Below are 16,283 nucleotides of genomic sequence, written 5' to 3'. Positions count from 1 at the left end.
AGAACGACCCGCACCCAACACACCACGCCGACCCCCGCCCACCCAGGGGCGCGGGGAACTGCGCGGCCAGCCCCCACGCACCCGCAGGCGAATGACGACCCCGCCCGTCAGGGCGAAGCCGGTGCCGATGTCTCCGTCTCCTGGGGCGTCGCGCCCGCGTCGTCACCCGAGGTGGCGAGCCACGCGCCCACCCCCACCGCGGCGACGAGCGCCACCCCGGCCGCCCCCAACGTGATCCGGCGGCGCCGAGCCGCGGCGGCCCGATGGCGGGCGGACCCCGGCCGGGGCGCCCCGGCGGCACGCGGAGCGCGGGCCGTGCCACGGGCGCCGCCCGCGAGCTCGTCGGGCCCGGGCACCCTCATCGACGTATGCGTGTCACGGTTCGAGTCCGGCTTGGCCCCGGGTACCAGGGGAACGGCCCCGCGCCGGACCCGCTCCCGCGGAGCCTCCGGCTCGGCCGGCCCGTCGTCGTACCCGCCGACCCCGTCCTCGTCGCCCTCCGGCTCGTCCACGTCCAGCGGCGGCATCCCCGCCAGCAACGGCAACTGCTCCCGCAGCCGCTCACCCAGCTCGGACGCCCGCAGGCGGGAGGCGGGTGCCTTCGCCAGGCACTGCACGAGCAGCTGCCACAGCTCCTCGGGAATGCCGGGCAGCGGGACGACGGTCTCGGTGACGTGCCGCCGCAGGACCGCACCCGGGTGCCCCCCGCCGAACGGCGTGAACCCGGCGAGGAGTTCGTACAGCACGGTCGCCAGCGCGTAGATGTCGACGGCCGCCCGCGGGGGCAGGCCCTCGATGATCTCGGGCGCCAGGTAGTCCGGCGTACCGATGATCTTCGTCGCCCGTGTCCGCCGCGGTGAGTCGATGAGCTTGGCGACGCCGAAGTCGGTGAGGAGCGCGGGGTGCGAGCCGCCGGGTCCGAGCGGTCCCTGCATGTCGAGCAGCACGTTCTCCGGTTTGACGTCCCGGTGTACGACCCCCGCCGCGTGCGCCGCCGCGAGTCCGTCCGCGACATCGGCCACGATGGCGACGGCGGCCTCGGGCGCGAGCCGCCGCTCCCGGTCGAGCCGGGTCCGCAGATCCGTGCCGCGGACGAGGTCCATGACCAGGGCGAGGTCGTTGCCGTCGACCACGAGGTCGCGTACGGAGACGACGTGCGGGTCGTCGAGGCCCAGCAGGGCCGTCCGCTCCTGCACGAAACGGCCCACGAGCTCCTGGTCGGACGCGAGGTCCTCGCGCAGCAGCTTGATGGCGACGGGGCCCTCGGGCCCCTCGCCGAGCCACACCGTGCCGGCGCTGCCCCGCCCCAGAATCTGGTTGGCGGTGTACCGGCTGCCGATCTTCCGTACCAAGACTGCTCCTACGGGCGCGTGTTGCCGATAAAGCTACGCGCCCAGAGCGCCAACCTCCGCTTCGGCGACAGAAATCACCCCCCAGGTGTCGACAAATCCCCAGAACCGCACCGCGGTTCCGGGGATTTGAAGGGGCAATGCTCTGAAATTCCTGAAAAGGCTTACTGGTACCTAAAAAGACTTACTTCCCGGAACCGTTGTCCAGTTCCTTGACCCAGCCGGAGACCGTACCGACCCAGTCCGTCAGCTGGTCCCAGTAGCTCTTGGACGTGCCGATCCAGCCCTGGAGCGGGCTGAACTCCCAGATCGCCCACCCGGCCAGGAACAGGATGACGACGGTGAACAGGCATCCCTTGAGGCAGCCGAGTCCGGGGATCTTCATCCGGTTGGCGCTGCGCTGCCGGGGCTCGCGCGGCGGCCGCGGCGCGGGCTGCTGAGGCTGCTGGGGCGGAGCGTGCCGCTGCTGCGGCTGCTGAGGCTGATGCTGGGGCGCGTACCCCTGGGGCTGCTGTCCCTGTTGCGGATAGCCGTAGCCGGGCTGGTTCTGGGGCGGTCGCTGCCGGCGCTGCTGGGGCTGCTGGGGCCTCGGCGGCGGCGGTGGCTGCTGCTGGGGCCTCGCGACCTGGCGCTGCGGGCGCCGCCGCAGCGGGTCCTCGTTCGGGTCGAGGTACGGCTGCATCTGCGTCGGCTCGTTGCGGTCGCGGGCCGCCCGCAACTGGTTCTGCCAGGGGTGCGGGTCCTCGGGGCCCGCCCCGGGCTGGCCCGGCGGCACCGGCGGCATCACGGCCGTCGGGTCTGCCGCGCCACGGTTGGGCAGTACGGCGGTGGGGTCGGCGGCGCCGGTGTGCGGCAGGACGCTCGTCGCGCCGTTCGGGTCGTACGAGGCGGCGCCCTGCGGGAGCACCTGGGTGGGGTCGGCGGCCCCGAAGTCGCCCGGCACGGTGGCGGGCGCCAGGTCCGGGGCGAGCATGACGCCCACGGCCTCGGCGGCGGCGATCTGCGCGGAGTTGGAGTGCACGCCGATGCCCTCGGCGACCGTACGCAGGCCGCGGGCGAGGTTCTCGGCGCTGGGCCGCTCGTCGGGGTTCTTGCGCAGGCAGCGCTCTATCACGGTCCACAGCGGATCGGGGACCGTGGAGGGCCGGCGCGGCTCGGCGCTCAGGTGCTGGTGCAGGACCTCCAGGGCCGACCCGCCGCCGAACGGGGGACGGCCGGTGACCAGCTCGTACAGCATGATCCCGGCGCCGTAGATGTCGACGGCGGAGGTCTGCGGGCGGCCCTCGGCCGACTCGGGCGCGACATAGGCGGGCGTGCCGACGAACTCGTGGGTGCGGGTCAGACCCGGGGAGTCGGCGAGGCGCGCGATGCCGAAGTCCGTCAGCATCGGGTGCATCTGGCCGCCGTCCTGGTTGAGCAGGACGTTCGCGGGCTTGAGGTCGCGGTGCACGACGCCGTCGGCGTGGCTGGCGGCGAGCGCGTCGGCGACCTGGGCGGTCAGGAGCGCGGCGGCGACCGGCGAGAACGGGCCGTTCTGGCGCAGGTAGTGATGGAGGTCGGGGCCCTCGATCAGGTCCATGACCAGGGCCAGCAGATCGCCCTCGACCACGAGGTCCCGTACACGCACGATGTTCGGGTGGGTCAGGCGGAGCAGCACGGAGCGCTCCCGCAGGAACCGCATCACGATGTCCGCGTCGTTGGCGAGCTCCTCCTTGAGGACCTTGATCGCCACCGTTTCACCCGGCTGACCGGGTACTGCCGCCTCGGCGCCCGCTGTCTCCCTCTGGCGGGCGCGCCAGACGGTGCCTGTGGCGCCGCGCCCAAGCGGCTCCTCAAGGAGGTACTTGCTCCCTACCGGCCGCACGTCATGCGCTCCCTGCTGCTTGCCTGACTGATCCGTCCACCCTGCTACGGATGGTTCCGACCCACTGTAGTGCCGTCGAACGTGGCACCGGGCTGTCGTCCCGCTGCGGTTTCCCTCACCCCGTCTGCCCATGCATTACGTAAGGCGTTCCTGTATGTGTTCGATGAAAAGACGCTCGCTTTGGGTGGTTTGGTTGCCGCATCTTGACGTGACCGATCTCAAGCGGACATCGGTCGGGCATTGGTCAGGCACTTTTGCGGGCAGAGCCGTCCAATCAAGATCACTTGCCGGTGGAGGGCGGGCGTGTTGTCAGTGGCAGGTGCGAGGATGCTTCCCGTACTGGCCGACGTGCCCGTGTGCGGTGGGGGGAATCTGCGGTGGGGGATCGCGGAGCAGCCTCGTCGCGGGCGCCCGCGACAGAAGGGACCGCTGACGGCGATGCAGATCCGGCTGACCGTCGTAGACCCGCTGGGGACGCGCCCCGAGGGACGCCCCGCGTCCTGCGACGTGCTGGTGACAGCACCCGCCGGGACCGCGCTCGCGGCGGTGGCCTCCGGCCTCGCCTCGGCGGTCGGGGGCGAGGGAGCCGGGGTGCTGTACGCGGGGGCGGAGCGGCTCGACGCGCAGCGCTGCACGCTGGGTGAGCCGCCTCTCATGGACGGGGCCGTGCTGTCCCTGGGCTCTCCCGCGGAGCCCGGTCCCGACCTCGACCCCGCCGCGGCACAGCTGCGCGTGGTGGCCGGGCCCGACGCCGGAGGTGTCCATTTCCTGCACGGCGGCCGGATCGACATCGGCCGCTCGGCCGACGCGGACGTGCCGCTGGACGACCCGGACGTCTCCCGCCTCCACTGCGCCGTGACGGTCGCGGCGGACGGCCGCGTCTCGGTGGCGGACCTGGGCTCCACGAACGGCACGACGCTGGACGGCCGGCGCGTGAGCGAGCGCCAGGTGCGGTTCGCGCCGGGGGCACTCCTCCGGGTGGGCGAGTCGGCGCTGCGCCTGGCCGCGGCGGGCGAACCGGCCGTCGTGCGGGAGACCGCGCCGGACGGCGAGGGACATATCCGGGTCGTGACGGCACCGGAGACTCCCGAGCGGGAACAGCCGACGGCGACCACGTCCGGTCGTACGGGACAGGAGGCACCGGCGCCCGGAGCGGCGAGGGTGCCCCACGCGCGCGACGGGGGCGCCCGAGATGACGACGGAGGCGCTCCGGAGGCGGCGTCCCGTTTCCAGGTCGCGCCGCCGACCGCCGAGACACATCACGGGTACGGCACCGCCGGGTGGGGCTCCGCCGAGGGCGGGCGCTCCCACGGGACCGCGCCCACGCCCCAGGGACACACGCCCGCGGACCCGACCGTCGTGCCCGGACAGGGCCGGGCGCCGCGGATCGAGAGCACGGACACCGGAGCGCCTTCCGGAGCGGCCCCCGAGGAGGACCGGGACGCACCCGCCCCCGGTGAGGGCGGCCGAAAAGGCACTCCCCTCCGAGGGACACCCGTCCCACGCGGTGTGCGCAAGCGCGGCGGGCTCTCCGCATGGGCCCGGCGACTGGCGGGCGGCCGGAGCGACGAGCCGGACACGGAGCACGACGAGGCGTACGACGACGCGTACGAGACACCGGCAGCCGAGGAGCCCGTCGTGGCGGGCGCGTCCGCTCCCGAGCGGTGGCCGGATCCCGCCGCACTGCTGCTGGCCGCGCTCGGACCGGGACCGCGGCTGTGGGAGCGCGGCCCGGGACACCCGGAGACGCTCACGGTGCGGCTCGGCACGGCGGACCGGAGCGCGCCCGACGGCTCCGGCCTGCTGCCCTCGGTGCCGGTGACCGCGGGGCTGCGGGAGGTCGGCGCGCTGGGCCTGGCCGGGCCGCGCGGCCGCCTCTCGGGGCTCGCCCGCGCGGTGGTCGCCCAGCTCGCCGCGCTGCACTCGCCCGACGCCCTGGAGATCACCCTGATCAGCACGGACCGCTCGCGTTCCGTGGAGGAGCGCACCGCCGAGTGGTCCTGGCTCGGCTGGCTCCCCCATCTCCGTCCCACCCACGGCCAGGACTGCCGCCTCCTCCTCGCCTACGACCGCGAACAGGCGACGGCGCGTACGGAGGAGCTGGTCCGCCGGCTCGATGACCACCTGGCGGAAGTGGGCCGGGCCTCCGTGGCCACCGGATCCGCCGGCGGAGGGCTTCGCCTCGGCGAGGGCTCACCGGACGACAGCGGGGCCTTCTCGGCCGTACACCGGTCCGGCGGCGAGCGGGGCCACGACGGCGGCGCGAGCGGCCGCCCCGGCTCCTCACCCTCTGCCTCTTCTTCCTCTTCCGACGGCACGGCCCGGCCGAGGCACCCGTCCGACGGCGACCCGGCGCGGGACGGTGAGCGCACCGGTTCCGGTTCCCCTGCGTTGCCCCGCGCCCACCCCACCGCACGCGACAGCAACATCACCCACCTGGGACTCCCCCGCAGCGGTACGCAGACCAGTGACGCGGCCGCCCGTGGGCGGGCCAGGCGGCCCTCCTGGGCGCGGTCCGACGATCCGGCGGAGACCGAGTGGCCGGGCCCCCACACCGTCGTCGTGGTGGACGGGGACCCCGGGTCGGCCGGTGTGCGGGAGGCCGTGTCACGGCTCGCGGCCGAGGGACCCCAGGCCGGGATCCACGTCATCTGTCTCGTCGAGACGCCGGCCGCGTCGCCCGCCTCGCCGGTGACGGACACGTACGAGGCGGCCTGCGCGGCCTCGCCCGCCTTCCGGGAGTGCGGTGCCGTCGCGCTGCTCAGCGGTGACGTGGCGACGGCGCTGCGGCTGCTGCGCGTGGCGCACGGCAAGCAGGCGGGCGGTTCCGCATCCGCCGCGCAGGGCGGGCCCGTGGGTCACGGCACGGTCGCCGCCGTGGACGCCGTGTCCATGGCCTGGGCCGAGCGGTTCGCCCGGGCGCTGGCGCCGCTGCGTGCGGACGGTGTGGCAGGTGAGCGGCACACCCGTGTGTCCGCGCCGCTGCCCCAATCCGCCCGGCTCCTTGACGAGTTGGGCCTGGCGAGGGCCACCCCGGCGTCGCTGATGGCGCGCTGGGCGGACGCGGCCGACGACAGGGAAGCGCTCGGCGGCCGGGCCACGGCCGTGCTCGGCGCCGGTCCCCGCGGGCCCGTCTCCGTGGACCTCGCGGTCGAGGGACCGCATCTGCTGGTCGAGGGCCCCTCGGGCAGCGGGCGTACGGAACTGCTGCGTTCGGTGGCCGCCTCGCTCGCCGCCGCGGAGCGGCCCGACCGGCTCGGCATCGTGCTCATCGACGGCCGGGACGGCACGGGCAGCGGTGGCGCGGCCGCGCGCGGGGACGGACTCCAGGTGTGTACGGACCTGCCTCACGTCACGACGCAACTGGGCGCCCACGATCCCGTACGGATGCGGGAGTTCGCCCAGTCGCTGGCCGCCGAGCTGAAGCGGCGGGCCGAACTGCTCGGCCGGCTCGACTTCGCCGAGTGGCACTCCCTTCAGGACCGGCAGGACAGACAGGCGCGACAGGACCGGCAGGGGGCGTCGGGCCGTGTCGTCGCCCAGCGCTCGGCCGGTTCGGCGGCCAGGCAGGCAGGCGGTACGGCCGGCGGGTCCGCCGGTGCCGGGGACCTCGACACGCCCTCCAGTTCCACTCTCCGGCTGCGTCCCGTCGCGAGCCGGCCCCGGCCGGACGCGGGGCCTCCGCTTCCCCGGCTCGTCGTGGTCGTCGACGACCTCGACGCCCTGCTCTCGCCCGCGCTGGGCTCCCCCGGGCGCCCGGCCGCCGGTTCGGTCGTGCGGGCGCTGGAAGCCGTGGCGCGGGACGGGGAGCGGCTCGGGGTGCATCTGGTGGCGGCGACCGGGGGCGGGGAGCGAACGGACGAGACGGAGCTGGCTCGGCGGGCGACGCTTCGGGTTGTCCTCGAAGCGGTGGTGGCCGGGCCGGAGGAGCCTGCGCCCGGGCGGGGGCGGCTCGGCGGACCGGCCGGTCGGCCGACGCCGTTCCAGGGCGGCCGGGTCACTGGTCGTATTCCTCGTACGGCGACTCTGCGGCCCACTGTCGTCCCGCTGGAGTGGGCCCGCATGGGTGATCCGCCCGCGCGGCGGCCCGTCCGCGAGCTGGGCAACGGGCCCACGGACCTGGCCCTCCTGGCCAGCGCCCTGGAGCGGGCGGCCCGCTCCGTCTCGGCGACGGAGGTGCCGTCGCTTCTTTAGCGCCGGGTTCGTCCGGGCTTTTTTCGCCCCCGCCGCCCCTACCCTCCCCCACTCTCGGCTTCGCTCGAGCGGGGGGACCCCCATCGTCACTAACTCAGGGGCTCCGCCCCCGAACCCCCGTTGCGCAGTTCCCCGCGCCCCTGAATAGGGGCGCGGGGAACTGCGCGATCAGCCACCGCCGGGCCCGCACCCGACAACGCACCCCCACGGAGTCCGGGGCGTGGCCCCAAGTCCCCACGTCACGACGCGGTTACGATCACGGTCTTGACAGCGCAGGCGCTCTTGCCGCCCCCAAGCGCACGGGCGTAGACCAAGAGCGCACGGGACAGCGCTCGGACGTTCGACGAAGAACGGGGCAAGTCATGCGCAGCAACACTCTTCGTACACACAGGCCGCACAACAAGTCGCACAAGATGAGCAGGACCGCTCGAACCGCGGCCGCCGTCGTCGCGGGGGCGATGGCGCTCACGCTCACGGCATGCGGCGGTGACGACGACAAGAGCGACGAAGGAGGCGGGGGAAGCGAGACCAGCGGCAGCGCCGCCAGTGTCGAGCTCCCCAAGCTCGACGGCCAGAAGCTGGAGGTCGCGGCCGTCTGGACCGGCCCTGAGCAGGACAACTTCACCAAGGTCCTGGACGAGTTCGAGAAGCGGACGGGCGCGGAGGTCAGCTTCGTACCGACCGGCAACAACACGTCCACCTTCCTGGGCACGAAGATCCAGGGCGGCAAGCCGCCGAACGTGGCGTTCCTGCCGCAGGTCGGTGTGCTGCACCAGTTCGTCGACAAGGGCTGGGTCAAGCCCCTCGGCGCCGAGGCACAGGCGCAGATCGACAAGAACTTCTCGGCGGGCTGGAAGGACCTGGGCGCCTACAAGGGCAAGCAGTACGGCGTCTACGCGAAGGCCGCCAACAAGTCCCTGGTCTGGTACAACACGGCCGCGTTCGAGGCGGCCGGGATCACCGCGGAACCCAAGACCTGGGACGAGTTCGTCCAGACCGCTCAAACGCTGTCGGACGCCGGTTCGCCCGCGGTGTCCATCGGCGGACAGGACGGCTGGACCCTCACCGACTGGTTCGAGAACATCTATCTCTCGCAGGCGGGCCCGGAGAAGTACGACCAGCTGGCGAAGCACGAGATCAAGTGGACGGACCCCTCCGTCAAGGAGGCCCTGACCACGCTGGCCCAGCTGTGGGGCAAGGACGACCTGATCGCGGGCGGCAGGGCCGGCGCGCTGCGCACCGAGTTCCCCAAGTCGGTGACGAACACCTTCTCGGGCGACACCCCGGCCGCGATGGTCTACGAGGGCGACTTCGTGGCGGCGAACATCAACGCCGACACGAAGGCCAAGATCGGCACGGACGCCAAGGTCTTCCCGTTCCCGGCGGTCGGCGACGAGTCGCCGGTGGTCAGCGGTGGTGACGTGGCCGTGATCCTCAAGGACGACAAGGCCTCGCAGGCCCTGATCACCTTCCTCGCCTCGACCGACGCGGCCGAGCTGTGGGCGGCGCAGGGCGGCATCATCTCCCCCAACAAGGAGATGGACCTGAAGAGTTACAAGGACGCCGTGGCCGGAGACATCGCCAAGGCGCTGCTGGACGCGGGCGACGACTTCCGCTTCGACATGTCCGACCAGGCGCCCGCCGCCTTCGGTGGCACCCAGGGACAGGGCGAGTGGAAGGGGCTGCAGGACTTCCTGAAGACCCCCTCGGACGTCGAGGGCGCGCAGCAGGCGCTCGAAGCGGCCGCCGCCAAGGCGTACAAGGGCTGACGGCAGCCCATGTCGTCGCAGGTGGCGACGGCGGGGGGCCCGGCAGGTCCGGTGCCCCCCGCCGGAAAACGCAAGAGTGTGATGGGCACCCGAGCGTGGGTGGTGGGTCTGTTCCTGCTGCCCGCGATCGTGCTGCTCGGCGCGCTCGTGGTCTACCCGATCGGGTACTCGGTCTGGCGCAGTCTCTACAACGCCGACGGTTCGGGCTTCGTGGGGCTGGGCAACTACGGCGACATCTTCACGGACGACGCCACGTTCACCGCGGTCAAGAACACCGCGATCTGGGTGGCGGTCGCCCCGGCGCTGGTCACCGGGCTCGGCCTGATCTTCGCCGTGCTGACCGAACGAGTGCGCTGGGCAACGGCGTTCAAGCTCATCATCTTCATGCCGATGGCCATCTCGATGCTGGCCGCGGGCATCATCTTCCGGCTCGTGTACGAGGCGGACCCCGACCAGGGTGTGGCGAACGCCGTGGTGGTGGGCGTGCACGACACCTTCGCCGAGTCGTCGGTCTATCCGAAGGCGCGCCCGTCGACCGAGAGCGACCTCAAGGCGTCCGGCGGGGGCTCCTTCACCTCCACGGGCACAGTGAGCGCGGGCTCCCCGGCCCTGATCCCGCTGGTCGGCATCGCCCCGAACAAGGTGCCCGGCAGCCCCGGGGACGCCAAGCCCGCCCAGGCCTCGGGCGACGGGGTGTCCGGCACGGTCTGGCTGGACTTCAAACTGGGCGGCGGCGGCGAGAAGGGCGCCATCGACGCGGGTGAGAAGGCCCTGCCCGGCATCAAGGTCGAGGCGGTCAAGGACGGCAGGGTCGTGGCCTCCACGAAGGCGGGCGACGACGGTACGTTCACGCTGCCGGCCTCCGCCGACGGCGCCCAACTGCGCCTGCCGTCCTCGAACTTCGCGGCGCCCTACAACGGCGTCGACTGGCTCGGCCCGAGCCTGATCACACCGGCCATCATCGGTTCGTACGCGTGGATGTGGGCGGGCTTCGCGATGGTGCTCATCGCGGCGGGTCTCGCCGGAGTGGACCGCAACCTCCTGGAGGCGGCCCGGGTCGACGGGGCCAACGAGTGGCAGGTGTTCCGCAGGGTCACGGTCCCTCTGCTCGCTCCGGTCCTCGTGGTCGTGCTGATCACGCTGATGATCAACGTGATGAAGATCTTCGACCTGATCTACATCATCGCCCCGCAGCCCACCCAGGACGAGGCCAACGTCCTGGCCCTGCAGCTCTACAACTCGTACACCGGCGGTGGCGGAGACCTCGGCCTCGCCAGTGCGATCGGTGTGGTCCTGCTGCTGCTCGTCATGCCGGTGATGATCGTCAACATCCGCCGACTGCGAAGGGAGCGCCGACGGTGACCGCACCCTCCGTACCTCTGAAAGCCCCGCCGGAGACATCGGAAGCGGCCGGTCCGCCCGAGCGGTCGCTCGTCTCCAGGCTGGCGAGCGGCGCGACCGGCGGTGTGATGCGGGTCTTCCTCATCCTGGTCGCACTGCTCTGGGTGACGCCGACGGTGGGACTGCTCGCCTCGTCGTTCCGTGACCCGACCGACATCGCCGACTCCGGCTGGTGGACGGTCTTCAGCAAGCCGGCCCAGCTCACCACCGAGAGTTACTCGACCCTGCTCGGCAAGGAGGAGATCACCGACTCCCTGCTCAACACGATCTGGATCACCGTGCCGGCCACCGTCCTGGTCATCGTCATCGGGGCCATGGCCGGATACGCCTTCGCCTGGATGGACTTCAAGGGCCGCGACTGGTGGTTCCTGGCCGTGGTGGCGCTGCTCGTGGTGCCGGTGCAGATCGCCCTGATCCCGATGTCCGAACTCTTCGGCGACCTCGGGATCTTCGGCACCATCATCGGTGTCGTCGTGTTCCACGTGGGCTTCGGCCTGCCGTTCGCGATCTTCCTGCTGCGGAACTTCTTCGCGGAGATCCCCCGTGAACTCCTGGAGGCCGCACGGCTCGACGGCGCGAGCGAGACCCGCCTGTTCACCACCGTGGTCCTGCCGCTCGGCGGGCCCGCGATCGCGTCGCTCGGCATCTTCCAGTTCCTGTGGGTGTGGAACGACATGCTGGTGGCACTGGTCTTCTCGGACTCCGACTCACGGCCGCTGACGGTCGCCCTGACCCAGCAGACCCGTCAGTTCTCCGGCAACATCGAGACGCTGGCGCCCGGCGCGTTCATCTCGATGGTCATCCCGCTGGCCGTGTTCTTCGCGTTCCAGCGGCAGTTCGTGTCCGGTGTGATGGCGGGCGCGGTGAAGTAGCGTCCGGGACATCCGGGTCGGGCACCCGGAGTACACATCGCGAGGGGCGGGCCGCCATCGGTCCGCCCCTTCGCGTTCACCCGGGGTCCCCCACATGCCGCATCCGGCGTAACCCGGTAACCCCTTCGGCCGTTTCCGGGCAGTATGCCCGCGCCGACACAAGGATGTCCCTTGCCCCGGTTCAGTGTCATTGTCCCCGCGTACCAGGTGCAGGCATATCTGCACGAGTGCATGGCATCCGTCCTCGAACAGTCCTTCACCGACCTCGAGTTGATCGCGGTGGACGACTGCTCACCCGACGCCTGCGGCGCGATCATCGACGAGTTCGCGGCCGCCGACCCCCGTGTGCGGGCCGTCCACCTCAAGGAGAACGTGGGCCTCGGCCGGGCCCGCAACGCCGGTATGCGGTACACGACCGGCGACTACCTGATCTTCCTGGACGGCGACGACACCCTCACCCCGGACGCACTGCGGGCCATCGCCGACCGCATCAAGGAGACCGGCGACCCGGACGTCCTGGTCTACGACTACGCGCGCACCTTCTGGTCGGGCGAGACGGTCCGCAACGTACAGGCGGGCCAGCTCACCGAGGACGCGCCGGCGCCGTTCCGGCTCGACGACCGTCCCGGGCTGCTGAAGGTCCTCATGGTCGTGTGGAACAAGGCGTACCGCCGGGAGTTCGTCGCCGGGGAGGGCTTCGCCTTCCCGCCCGGCTACTACGAGGACACCCCCTGGACGTCCCCGGTCCTGATGGCCGCCGGGACGATCGCGACGCTCGACCGCGTCTGCGTCCACTACCGCCAGCGCCGCCGGGGGAACATCCTCGGCACGGTCAGCAACAAGCACTTCGACATCTTCGACCAGTACGACCGGGTCTTCGCGCACCTCGACGCCCACCCCGAACTGGCGCACTGGCGCCCGGTCCTGTTCCACCGCATGGTCGACCACCTGTCGGCCGTGTTCCTCAAACGCGACCGGGTGCCGCACGGCTCCCGCGCCCTGTTCCTGCGCAATGCCCGTGCCCACTACGTCCGTTACCGCGTACGGGCCGCCGACGTCCCGTCCGAGAACGGGCTGCGGCACGCGCTGGTCCGCCTGGGCAGTCACCGCACCTACCGTGCGCTGTGGGCGGCGGTGCGGCTCCAGCGAGGCGTCACGCGCCTCACCGGCGCACTGGCCCGGACCCTGCGCACGGCCGCACTCCGGCTGCACTACAAGGTCCAGCTCCGGCTTCCCGTCCGGGCCGACCAGGCCGTGTTCACCAGCCACGGCGGCCGCGGCCACGGCTGCAACCCGGGGGCACTGGAGTCCGCGTTCCGGACGTACGCGCCGGACGTGAGCACCGCGTGGATCGCGCGCCCCGAGTTCCACCACACGATCCCGACGGCGACGCGCAGGCTGACTCCGGGCACCGCCGCGTACTGGACGGCTCTCGCCCGCTCCAAGTACCTGGTGAACAACGCCGACTTCGACCGCCGGCTGGTCAAGCGCCCCGGCCAGATCCTCGTCCAGACGCAGCACGGCACACCGCTCAAGCACATGGGCCTGGACCTCCAGGAGCACCCGGCGGCGGCCCGCGGCACGGACTTCACCGACCTGCTGCGCGGCGCCGACCAGTGGGACTACTGCCTGTCCGCCAACCGCCACTCCACACTCGTCTGGGAGCGCGTCTTCCCGTCCGGCTACACGACACTGGAGTACGGCCAGCCGCGCAACGACCGGTTCCAGCAGGCGAGTTCGGCCGACGTGGCCCGGCTGCGCGAGAACCTCGGCATCCCCGAGGGCGCGGTCGCCGTGCTGTACGCGCCCACGCACCGCGACTACCAGCGCGCCCAGCGCACCGCGCTCGACCTGGAGCGGGTGCTGCGCCAACTCGGCCCGCGCTTCGTCCTGCTGGCCCGCGCGCACCACGCGTACGGGGCTCCGCTCGCGCGCAGCGGCGGCCGACTCATCGACGTGTCGGACCACCCGAGCATCGAGTCCCTGTGCCTCGCCTCGGACGCGCTGATCACCGACTACTCCTCGCTGATGTTCGACTACGCGGGCCTCGACCGGCCGATCGTGATCCACGCGGACGACTGGGAGGCGTACGAGGCGGCCCGCGGGACGTATTTCGACCTGCGCGCGTTCCCGCCCGGTGCGGTGGCGCGCAGCGAGGACGAGCTGATCGACATCTTCGCGACGGGCCACTGGCGCGGGTCGCGCTCCACGCAGCTCCGGTCGGCGTTCCGGGACCGCTTCTGCCCGTACGACGACGGGCATGCGGCCGAGCGGGTCGTTCGCCACGTTGTGCTGGGCGAGACGTCGGGGTTGCCGGCGGTGATCCCGCTCTCCGCGCGCAATCCCGCCCGGTCGGCGGCGGACCAGTCCATCACGTCACCGCTGGCCACCGTCCCTACGCCGGCGGGCCAGGCCCCTTGTCTCTAGGGCGCGGGCCCGGTTGTCGGGTGCGGGCCCGGTGGGGGCTTGTCGCGCAGTTCCCCGCGCCCCTGAAAGACGGGGCTGCGCCCCTGTCTTTCGTCTTTGGGGGCGGTAGCCCCTGCCTTCAAGGGGCGCGGGGAACTGCGCGACAAGCCCCCACTCACCCGCAGGCGACACACCACCCGAACCCCACCCACCCCCCGTCACAGAAAGAGCCCCGCACCACATGCCCCGCTTCAGCGTCATCGTCACCGCACAAGGCCTCGCGGGGCGCCTCCCCACCGCCCTCGACTCGGTCGTGACCCAGTCGTTCACCGACTTCGAACTGATCACGGCCTGCGACACACCCGACTCCCCGGCGGCGACCGTCACCGGGGAGTACGCCGACAAAGACCCCCGCGTCACCCACCCCACCGGCTCACGCGCCGCAGGCATGCACGCGGCCACCGGCACCTACCTGCTCTTCCTGAACGCGACCGACGTGCTGACGGCGGGAGCACTCGCCGCGATGGACGCCCGGCTCCGGGAAACCGGCGACGTGGACGTCCTGTACCTCGCCCACGAGCGCGTGCCGTGGTGGGTGGGCGAACCGATGGCGGAACGGGGCGACGACGGCGACCCCACGGACGTACGGCGACCGGTCTGGGCGACGGCCTACCGAAGGGCGTTCCTCGCCGATCACCGACTCGACTTCCCGGAAGGCCACTTCACGGACATCGGCTGGTCCGGACTGGTGACCCTCGCGGCCGGGAGGACAGCCGCGCTGGACACCGTCTGCGTACGACGTCATGAGCGGCGCCCCAGCGGCAGCGGCGGCCGCACGACACCCGACGCACAGCGCCAACTCCTCGACCAGGTGGAGCTGGTACTGAGGCGGGCAGCCGAACAGGACCTGGACCAGGACACATCGCGCGCCCTCTTCGACCATCTCTTCGCCGAGGTTCTCGACACGGCGGCCACGTCCTGCCGCAGGGCCTTCTTCCGCCGCGCCGGCAGGCTCTACCGCCGCCACCGCCCGCGCGGCCACCGCGCCAAGGGGCTGCGCAACCGGCTGCTGGCGCACGGCGCGTACGCCACGTTCCGCGCGCTCCTCGGTGCAGATCGACGGTCGGAGCAGGCCCGTGCGTTCGCGACCCGCGCCGCCCGCAGATGGCGCCGCGGCCGACCCCGCGGCCCGTACCGGCGATACCTCCGCAGGCCCCTCGACGAGAACCTCGCCGTCTACGCCGCCTACTGGGGCCGCGGCTACGCCTGCAACCCGGCCGCCATCCACCGCAAGGCACGCGAACTCGCCCCGCACATCAGGTCGGTGTTCCTGGTGCGGGAGCAGGACGCGGCGAACATGCCCGAGGACGTGGAGAGCGTGGTGATCGGGAGCAGGCGCTACTGGGAGGTGATGGCGCGGGCCAAGTACACGTTCAACAACGTCAACTTCGAAACGGCCATGGTCAAACGCCCCGGGTCCGTGCACGTCCAGACGCACCACGGAACGCCGCTGAAGCGGATGGGCGTCGACCAGATCGAGTACCGGGCCGTCGCAGCGGCCACCGGAAGCTTCGGCCGGCTGATGGAGCGCGTGGACCGCTGGGACTACTCCCTCTCCTCCAACTCCCATTCCACGGAGGTCTGGTCGGGCGCCTACCCCAGCGGCTTCACGCACCTGGAGTACGGCTATCCGCGCAACGACCGCTTCTACACGGCGGATCCGGCCGAGGTCACCGCGATCCGCGAGCGGCTCGGCATCCCGGAGGACCGGGTGGCGCTGCTGTACGCGCCGACGTACCGCGACTATCCGCGCGATGCGTCTGCCCAGTTCGACCTGGCCCGTTTCTGTGCGGAGCTGGGACCGGAGTTCGTGGTGCTGCTGCGGGCGCACTACTTCCTGGAGGGTGACGCGGATCTCCAACAGGCCGTCGCCTCCGGCCGGTTGATCGACGTCACGGCATCGCGCGAGACCGAGGACATCTGTCTGGCCTCGGACGCCCTGATCACGGACTACTCGTCGATCATGTTCGACTACGCCAACCTGGACCGGCCGATCGTCACCTACGCCGACGACTGGGACGTCTACCGGGACACCCGGGGTGTCTACTTCGACCTGCTGGCCGAGCCGCCCGGCCATGTCGCCCGTACACAGGACGAGTTGATCCGGGTCTTCACGACGGGCGCGTGGGCGGACGAGCGGTCCGCCGGGCTGCGGGACCGGTTCCGGGAGCGCTTCTGCCGGTTCGACGACGGGCGGGCCGCCGAGCGGGTCGTACGGCGGGTGCTGCTGGGGCAGGCCGAGGAGGAGCTGCCGCCGGTGGTGCCGTTGCACGAGCGCCTCCCCGTTCCCGCGGCGGCGAGACCGGCGGTCGTCAGCGGCGGCGGCTCACGGTCCCGCACGCCGGCCCTCTGATGCCGCCGTCACGTC

General features: G+C 72.2%; 8 protein-coding genes. 6 read left to right on the top strand and 2 right to left on the bottom strand.

The genetic code is table 11. The annotated features are described in order from the left end of the window. Positions 1–107 precede the first annotated feature (107 nt). Entirely contained in the window at positions 108–1,352 is a 1,245-nt protein-coding gene (locus QF035_RS31950; protein WP_307523893.1) for a serine/threonine-protein kinase, read from the bottom strand. Positions 1,353–1,533: 181 nt separating this feature from the next. After that, entirely contained in the window at positions 1,534–3,213 is a 1,680-nt protein-coding gene (locus tag QF035_RS31945) for a serine/threonine-protein kinase (RefSeq protein WP_307523892.1), read from the bottom strand. Between the two features lie 438 nt (positions 3,214–3,651). Between QF035_RS31945 and QF035_RS31940 the strand changes: the two genes are divergently transcribed. The 6 genes from QF035_RS31940 to QF035_RS31915 all read left to right on the top strand — a co-directional run bounded on the left by QF035_RS31940 (position 3,652) and on the right by QF035_RS31915 (position 16,268). Further along, complete coding sequence (locus QF035_RS31940) at positions 3,652–7,407, top strand: FHA domain-containing protein (RefSeq protein WP_307531596.1); 3,756 nt, start codon at positions 3,652–3,654, stop codon at positions 7,405–7,407. Between the two features lie 362 nt (positions 7,408–7,769). Further along, positions 7,770–9,176 (top strand): ABC transporter substrate-binding protein, encoded by a 1,407-nt coding sequence (locus QF035_RS31935; RefSeq protein WP_373466764.1) that lies wholly within the window; start codon positions 7,770–7,772, stop codon positions 9,174–9,176. Positions 9,177–9,185: 9 nt separating this feature from the next. Continuing rightward, the gene (locus QF035_RS31930) at positions 9,186–10,538 is read left to right on the top strand and encodes an ABC transporter permease subunit (protein WP_373466763.1); all 1,353 of its coding nucleotides are present in this window, start codon (positions 9,186–9,188) and stop codon (positions 10,536–10,538) included. A gap of 107 nt (positions 10,539–10,645) precedes the next feature. Next, positions 10,646–11,449 carry a carbohydrate ABC transporter permease gene (locus tag QF035_RS31925; protein ID WP_266762959.1) on the top strand — a complete coding sequence of 268 codons (804 nt, stop codon included), beginning with the start codon at positions 10,646–10,648 and terminating at the stop codon, positions 11,447–11,449. A gap of 171 nt (positions 11,450–11,620) precedes the next feature. Continuing rightward, positions 11,621–13,876, top strand: coding sequence for a bifunctional glycosyltransferase/CDP-glycerol:glycerophosphate glycerophosphotransferase (locus tag QF035_RS31920; protein ID WP_307523890.1), 2,256 nt, complete (start codon positions 11,621–11,623; stop codon positions 13,874–13,876). A gap of 220 nt (positions 13,877–14,096) precedes the next feature. Next, positions 14,097–16,268: a bifunctional glycosyltransferase/CDP-glycerol:glycerophosphate glycerophosphotransferase gene (locus tag QF035_RS31915; protein WP_307523889.1), complete on the top strand. Its 2,172-nt coding sequence runs from the start codon at positions 14,097–14,099 to the stop codon at positions 16,266–16,268. Positions 16,269–16,283: the final 15 nt, after the last annotated feature.

It is taken from the genome of Streptomyces umbrinus, from assembly GCF_030817415.1.
GTDB lineage: Bacteria > Actinomycetota > Actinomycetes > Streptomycetales > Streptomycetaceae > Streptomyces > Streptomyces umbrinus_A.
The sequence above is the reverse complement of the archived record's forward strand: the minus strand, read 5'-3'. Positions and strand labels throughout refer to the sequence as shown.

Bases quoted from the DNA above. Each gene is read 5' to 3' on its own strand.
- QF035_RS31940 (WP_307531596.1), top strand. From the start codon at position 3,652: ATGCAGATCCGGCTGACCGTCGTAGACCCGCTGGGGACGCGCCCCGAG.
- QF035_RS31935 (WP_373466764.1), top strand. From the start codon at position 7,770: ATGCGCAGCAACACTCTTCGTACACACAGGCCGCACAACAAGTCGCAC.
- QF035_RS31930 (WP_373466763.1), top strand. From the start codon at position 9,186: ATGTCGTCGCAGGTGGCGACGGCGGGGGGCCCGGCAGGTCCGGTGCCC.
- QF035_RS31925 (WP_266762959.1), top strand. From the start codon at position 10,646: ATGCGGGTCTTCCTCATCCTGGTCGCACTGCTCTGGGTGACGCCGACG.
- QF035_RS31915 (WP_307523889.1), top strand. From the start codon at position 14,097: ATGCCCCGCTTCAGCGTCATCGTCACCGCACAAGGCCTCGCGGGGCGC.